Source organism: Anaerobiospirillum succiniciproducens DSM 6400 (genome assembly GCF_000482845.1).
In the GTDB taxonomy this organism is placed as follows: domain Bacteria; phylum Pseudomonadota; class Gammaproteobacteria; order Enterobacterales; family Succinivibrionaceae; genus Anaerobiospirillum; species Anaerobiospirillum succiniciproducens.
Window position 1 is genome coordinate 28559 of sequence record NZ_KI519514.1, and the last position, 7141, is coordinate 35699.

The 7141-nt window shown below is 45.0% G+C and carries 4 protein-coding genes; 2 read left to right on the plus strand and 2 right to left on the minus strand.

The genetic code is table 11. The features are described 5' to 3' along the window. A partial coding sequence (locus H524_RS17530) for a beta strand repeat-containing protein (protein ID WP_044122549.1) occupies positions 1-2735 on the minus strand: 2735 nt, incomplete at its 3' end. A gap of 603 nt (positions 2736-3338) precedes the next feature. Further along, positions 3339-4157 carry an ADP-ribosylglycohydrolase family protein gene (locus tag H524_RS0113190; protein ID WP_027940513.1) on the minus strand — a complete coding sequence of 273 codons (819 nt, stop codon included), beginning with the start codon at positions 4155-4157 and terminating at the stop codon, positions 3339-3341. A 427-nt stretch (positions 4158-4584) separates the two neighbouring features. On the opposite strand from H524_RS0113190, the gene H524_RS0113195 reads away from it, so the two are divergent. Together H524_RS0113195 and H524_RS0113200 are read left to right on the plus strand one after the other, a co-directional pair. After that, positions 4585-5652 carry an ankyrin repeat domain-containing protein gene (locus H524_RS0113195; protein ID WP_027940514.1) on the plus strand — a complete coding sequence of 356 codons (1068 nt, stop codon included), beginning with the start codon at positions 4585-4587 and terminating at the stop codon, positions 5650-5652. Between the two features lie 263 nt (positions 5653-5915). Continuing rightward, entirely contained in the window at positions 5916-6485 is a 570-nt protein-coding gene (locus H524_RS0113200) for a helix-turn-helix domain-containing protein (protein WP_027940515.1), read from the plus strand. Positions 6486-7141: the final 656 nt, after the last annotated feature.

The window sequence follows — 7141 nt, forward strand, 5'->3', positions numbered from 1 at the left end:
GCAGAGCCTGATAAAGTGCCTGCGTCTTTATCATCTGGAGTAGAAGCATCACCTAAAGATTCAGCGATAACTAAAGCAGCATCATCACCGTACTTTGGATCAACAAAGAGAGTACCAGTACCTGTCAGTTTCTTTACTACAACAGTGGCTGAGCCATTTGCCTCAGCTGCGTCATCACCAACCTGAACAGTGCCTGATCCAAAATCTAATGTTTCAAGCTTAACTTCAGCATCACCAGCAATAATGTGAGTGCCAGTACCTGCATAGGTTAAGGACTTAGCTTCTACATCACCATAGATTTCTGTATTGCTGGAGGTGCCACCGACTTTGATGGCCTTGCCTTTAGCATTAAGCTTATTGCCATTGAATACAAAATTCTGGGCATTAATATCGCCAGTAGCGGTTACATTAACGTTGTCATTTACAGTTAAGGAACCTAAGGCCTGAGTTCCACCAATAGCACCAACGGTGACGTTACCGCCATCAGCCTGATTGCCAATAGTAACCTTACCGTTGCCTGCTGCATTTGCAGTGATATCGCCAATCTTACCTGAGCCAGCTAAAACGAGAGCAGCGCCATTGTCAGACAGCTTAACATTAGCCACCTGACCGGCCTTAGAAACGAACATTTCGTTCTTAGGACCGTTTAATATCATGGTGCCACCTGCGGCCACGGTCATGGCATCAACGCTGTCTAATACAACACTGTCAACAGAGTATTGCTTATTAATTTCAGCATTTACCTTAACCTGAACATCCTTGTAGGCATCTGTGCCGGCCATATCTTGAGATAAAGCGGTACCATCAGCAGGACGGTCAGCAGCATTTAAAGAAACGCCTGAAATAATGCCATCAAAGCCAACAGCACTAATAAGGCTCTTCAGCTGCTCCTTAGATAATGAACCACCGTTATTGAGGTTCAGAACAGAGCTTGAGTCACCTGAAACTGCATTCTTAACAAAAGTGCCGCCATCAACTAAAGCAATAGTGCCATTGTCATTCTTGAATACATCCTCAGCCTTAACGTTCAGCTTTGCGGTGTTAGCAAGAGTAACAACACCTTCACCCTTTAATGAAAGGTCTGAATCCTTAGCAGTTAAATTAACAGTTGCAGCATCAACGGATAAGGTACCGTTTGTAGTTGCATTTGCAATATCAAGCTTGCCGTTAATGTTCAGGACAGCGCCAGAGGTTACAGATGCAGTACCACTGGTAATGGTCAGGCTTGGTAAAGTCCAGGTACCGTTATCAACAGTTAATGAAGGTGTGCCCGATGTATCCTGAGCTAAGGTTACATCAGCATTTACAGCACCGCCAGTACCTGTAAGGGTAAGTGCACCACCTACTTTTAATGTTGCCTTATCGCTCTTAGGAGTTACAGTAAGACCCTTGCTTACAGTAATGGACTCTCCACTCTTAAGAGCGAAATTACCGTCTTCTTTTGAAGCAGTTACAGAAGAGGCAGTGATAGAGGCGACCTTGCTCTTAAAACCTTCCTTTACAGTAACAGCAGCATTTTCAGCAGTCAGAGCTGAAGTCGCATTGCCTGAAACATTTGCATCTGAGAGGTCAAGTGATGTGCCAGTAAAGTTAAGGGTAGCGCCTGTGAGCTTGAGCTCACCGTCTGTGCTGTAAAGACCAGCAGTATTGGCAACATTGATCTTAGAATCATTTAAGGCCTCAATAGTGCCTGAGTTAGCTACGGTGCCGTCAGCAAAAGTTACCTCACCATTAAGCTTCAGGGTACCATCAGTAGCGACAGTTACTTTGCCCTTATTAATGTTGATGGTAGCTGCAGGTGCATTATCGTGATAGTTGCCACCAATTCCCATGGTGCCGCTAACGTTGATCTCACCACCGGTCATGTTAAGAGTGGTTGCAACGATATCGCCAGACTTGCCCTTAGCAACATTGAGCTTGCCATTTGAAATGGTTAAAGCGCCGCCATTTGTAGAGTCACCGGCACGAAGAAGAGCTCCACCATTTAAAGCAGTTGCTTTTCCAGCAGCAGTTGAGCCTTCAAATGCGATGGTACCGCCATTAATAGCGATGTTTTGACCGTAGAGGTGTGAAGCTTCGCCAAGGGTAACAGCGGCATCATTACCTACTGTTAAATTACCAGCTTCAGCATAAACTGCTGCATACTTCAAATAGGCATTCTGATCAGCTCCGCCGCTGGTTTTACCAGTGGTGCCCTTAATATTTACAGTACCGTTGATGTTAACGTCTTTCATCATGGCGAAAGAGCTGGTGACATCAAGCTTACCGTCCTTGTTGATAGTTAAGGAAGCAGTAGGAGTTGCACGATCTTGGCCTGAGGTATCTTTTGCTGCACCAACTAAGCCAGCTACATTAGCTTTATCAGAATCAGTTCCAGTTAAAGCAATAGCACCGCCTGAATTAACAACCAAGTCATTCTTTGTAAAAATGTGACTCTCTGCAGTTGTGCCTAAGGTAATCTTACCCTTGTCATTGATGTTTACAGCAGTTGCATTTGCTGCATCCAGAACTACTGTCTTATTAGCGGTATTGAGCTCAATGGTCTCATTTGCAAGGATATTATCTTTAAGTTCAGTAGTGCCAATCTTTTCAGGATTAGTAGTATCAGCAGCCTGAGCCTGACCAGCTGCTAAGGTAGCTGCTACCATTGCGGCTACCATGGCGATGTTGGCGTTCTTGAAAATAGCACGGTATTGAGCCATTAAGAACTTAATGGCATTGTTAGTTTGCTTCATGTTTAAAGCTAATAACCTAAGAGGTTGAAAGTCTTTGTGCTAAATCTGCCTGCGAGAAGAGAGGTGAAGCATGCTTTAGACGGCGGTTGCGTCTTAGCAGGTGATTTAATATGTATCGCTTAGACCCTTTAAAAACTAACAAAGTGTTAGATAAACATGCTGTTGATTAAAACCATCCCACAAACTTACCATGCCTTTGTGCACATTACGCATATGGCACAAGGCAATTACTTAAACAAGCTTAGACTAAAAACTTTAAGCTAGTAATTAAGTGGAAAGCAGGGAGAGGGGTTTAAAAATCGCCGTTTGTCGGCGTAGCATGCAGAGGCTTGAATAGGGGATTAAGCATACAAGCTTATTTAGAATATAAGCTCTAAGAGGTAGTACAGGCGTAATGTACAGCTAACAAAGAAGTTTAGCAAGTATTTTTACACTTTTTACAGATCCCTTTATGAGGTTGGTGCTGTCAGCGTATCTTTTGATCCAGACATAAAACATCATAGGATCAGTAATCGAGCGGCTTGAAGCATCACGCCATAAAACTAAAAAGGGAGACCGCTGGCCTCCCCTTTTACAAGAATTCGATAAAGCTAAAGCTGTCTATTAGCCCTTAGAGTACTTGCTCTCGAAAGCGTTGAGCACTTCTACGTACTCTGGTCTTAAGAACTCTAATGCCTTAGTACGAATCTCCTCAGGAATACCAAACATGGCCTCAGCAATAGAGCCAGCGATACATGCGATGGTGTCAGAGTCACCGCCGATACTTACGGCATTACGTACTGCGTCTTCAAAGTCAGTAGCCTGCAGAGCGCAGATAATAGCCTGTGGAACAGAGCCCTGGCAGGTACCGCCATTCTCCTTACCATCTAAGCCTTCCCATGAGTAGCGTGGACGGATCTCATCAACAGTTAAGCTCAGATCGTAACCAAACTTCTCAGTAATAGCCTTGGCAATCTCCTCTGGCTTCTTGCCCATACGAGCAAGGAAGATAGCCAGAGCAGTAGCCTGAGCGCCCTTAACGCCTTCTGGGTGGTTGTGAGTGCATGCTGCAGATTCCTTAGCGCACTCTAAGAGCTTGTCTTCTTCACCCTCGTTAAATACCCAACCTACAGGGCCAACGCGCATAGCAGAGCCATTACCACAGCTGTTGTATGGCTCAATCTTGCCAGTTACTTCAACTTCACGTAACCAGTGAGCAAACATAGTGCCGTAACCGCCTAATGGACGTGGGTTTTCGTTAGCGTAACGAACATATAACTTGCCTGGCTCGCCACCCTTTAATAACCAATCTGCAGTAGCAAGGGTCATGATGGAATCATCGGTGATAGCACCACGAACTGCGAGCAGTTCAAAATCCTTGGTCTTAATATTGTCAAACTCGTAAATACTGCCAGCGACGTCGCCGATGATTGAACCTAACATCCCATCCTCCAGAAACTTATGTAAGTGCAAGCCAAAGCTATGCTTGAGCTTGATTATGATGGCGCATTATGTCATAGGGTTGTAAGCTGAAATGCCAACTACCGCTCAATCTTGAGATCGCTATCGATAAAAATTTGCATAACTTTACATTTTTGTGACGTCCTACGCTAATTAGCACTTGCCAATAACGACCAAATCAAGCCCAATCTATTCACACTGCAGCCATCGCCCGCTCATTTCTGTACGTTTCACGACCAGTGCTATGCAGTGAATCTCTAAAGCTGCATCTTCAGCTAACTATTCATCACGCAAACTACCAAGTCCGTAAAAATAGGGAGTAGGGCAGCATCATAAAACCACGTATCAGCATCGACAGCTCCTGCGCTATGCCTTAACATAGCTGTATACCAATTTATCGAGGTGTACTATGGCCAAAGCAAAGCGTAAGACTCTTCCTACAAACTTCACTGAGATCCTAGAGACAGGTAGCTTTGAGCAGCAAAAGGCAGTCTTTGATAGCTGTGCTCTCGATGCCTATGAGCGTGGCTATAGCCACGATACTGCTTTGCATCAGTACGCAATAAAAGAAGAGCTAACCCGCTATCTCGTCTCTCAAGGGCTCGACATTAATACCCAAAATGCCTATGGCCGTACACCGCTCTATACTCATAGCACCGTAGGCGCACCTCTCGTAGCGGTATTACTTGAGCTTGGTGCTGACGTAAACCTCGCAAATAACGATGGCTGTACACCGCTCTTTACCGCGCTAGCCAATGCCCGTGTCGATACAGTCAAACTCCTCCTTGAGCATGGCGCGGATATCAAGCACAAGAACCAAGCTAAGCAAAACGCCCTAGAGTACGGTCTGTCACTCACCTCAAATGCATCCATACCTGACATGCTGCAGTGCGGCAAGCTTATGCTAGAGGCCGGCACAAAAGTCACAAAGAACATGCAAAAGTGCGTGAAGGCCATTGGTGATAACTTCGAGCGCTATCGTGAGGTCTTCAACAAAGACCTTCTAGCCACCACCGATGCAGCCCTCACTGAGCTCTATAAGCTCTTTGATGTCGAGCCTGCAGCCAAGCACATCACTCACGACGGTACGCAGAGCATCACCATCACCGGCAATACCCCTCAAGAGCAGTTTAATAACCTCTGGGACTCTCTGGTGCCACCTCAGGGGCCAGCCAAGACCGTACAAGGCGAAGTCATCCGCGTTGCCGGACGTATCCGCTCCGAGTTCTATCGCAACGGTGGCGCAAATTGGGATAGGGAGTATAGGGCCATGCTCAACGCCCTCATCAGGCACTTAGGCTCTCATAATGCCATTAGCGATGATGACTTAGCTCGCGCTAAAGAGATCGCTCACGCCATCAATGGCAAGGGAGACTTTGACGAGGACATCCTTGACGAGCTCGCACTACTCGCACTTACTTGGGTTAAACATAATCTTGAGCCAGTCACCCTCACAACGCCTGCCTATAAGCGCTAATCAACTCATTATTACCAAAAAGACAGCCATGACAGCTGCCTTTTCAAAGTGCCATGCCACATTAAGCAAGGCGTTAGCACGTATAAGTACGACTACTTATCGAGTGGATGGATCTTGAGCTTCGGTAAAGAGTTGACGATCTTCACCGTCTCAAGGCTGACAGTAATCACACTATATGACAGAATTAGGTCATTGACACATTTTTCTGTTAATTTACAGTAAACTATAAACATCACCTGCCCTCCTTTTAATAAGGTTTTCAAATGCCTAAAAAGAGCAAACTAACTAAAGCTGTTAAGGACGACATAGTTCAACGTCGTCTTCAGGGAAAGACCCTGGCAGAAATCGGACGAGAGTTCGGTATTAGCACAAGCACTGTTCAGTACGTAGTCGACACCCATATAGGTGACGTCACATCCGAAAAGCCTGATTTCCCTGCAGCCTTTTCAGATTTTGAGGAAGCCATTCATGCTGCTTTAACTTGCAAAAACTCAGGTTTTGACAGTGAGATCACGGCGGCTACCTGCAAGCAGTACCAGTGCAGTGTTGATGAGCTGAAGAGCCTCTGTACATGGTACGCTGTTAATGGTGACACTTCTCACAAGAACCTTGAGAACCGTCTTGCTATCAGTAATAAGCAGTTATCAAAGGTTAGCAGAGCTATGCAAACTTACAAAGGTGAGTTGGACGCAGCAAACAAGCTAAATGCCGAATTGAGGCGTAAAAATAAGCAGGCAGAAGGTGCGGTTACACTATTAAAAAAAGTCTCAGCGGGTGTCTTGGAAAGGCAACAACACTTGAAGTTGAACCAGGCACCCGCAAAATCATCGTAGACTCAATTGTTGAAGCTTGCGACTGCAAGTTGAGCGTTAAGCAAAGATGCAGTCTTGTTGGCATAAGCAACACACTCTTCTACAAATGGAAGCACAATATGACAGAATAACTGCATTGATACGTGTTTATGTTGCTTTACAGTAAGATATGAACAGTTACTGACATCCATTTAGTAAGATCTACCGATGCCAAAGAAAAACACCATAACTCAGTCTGTTAAGAACAAGATCGTCCAACTTAGCCTTCTTTGGAAATCCCTTGGCCGAAATCTGTTGCTCATGCTCAGAGACGTCTCTTTAGCCGTATTTGATCGATATTTGGAAAGGCCATATATAAGCCGTTTAAGCTATGATATATGCATGCATCTGCATGATCCGGACATGTAGTTTTTGTATTACGCTAACCACAAAAGTTAACGGTATACCGTATCATCTTTCAATTTCAATCGAAAACATTCAAAATCAAGGAATTTGTCTCGAGAACGCTGAAAAAAGACAATAGGATCCCTAACCAAAGGCTATAGCCTTTAGCCATCTAATATACATTGATTCTGTGTAGCTAGCTACATCGTAGGCCTACGCTCTATACCTCGGTATAGGGCGTAGGCTTGTTTCTTTTTAGCTAGCCATCAACTCGTTCTTGAAGTCTAGAGGAG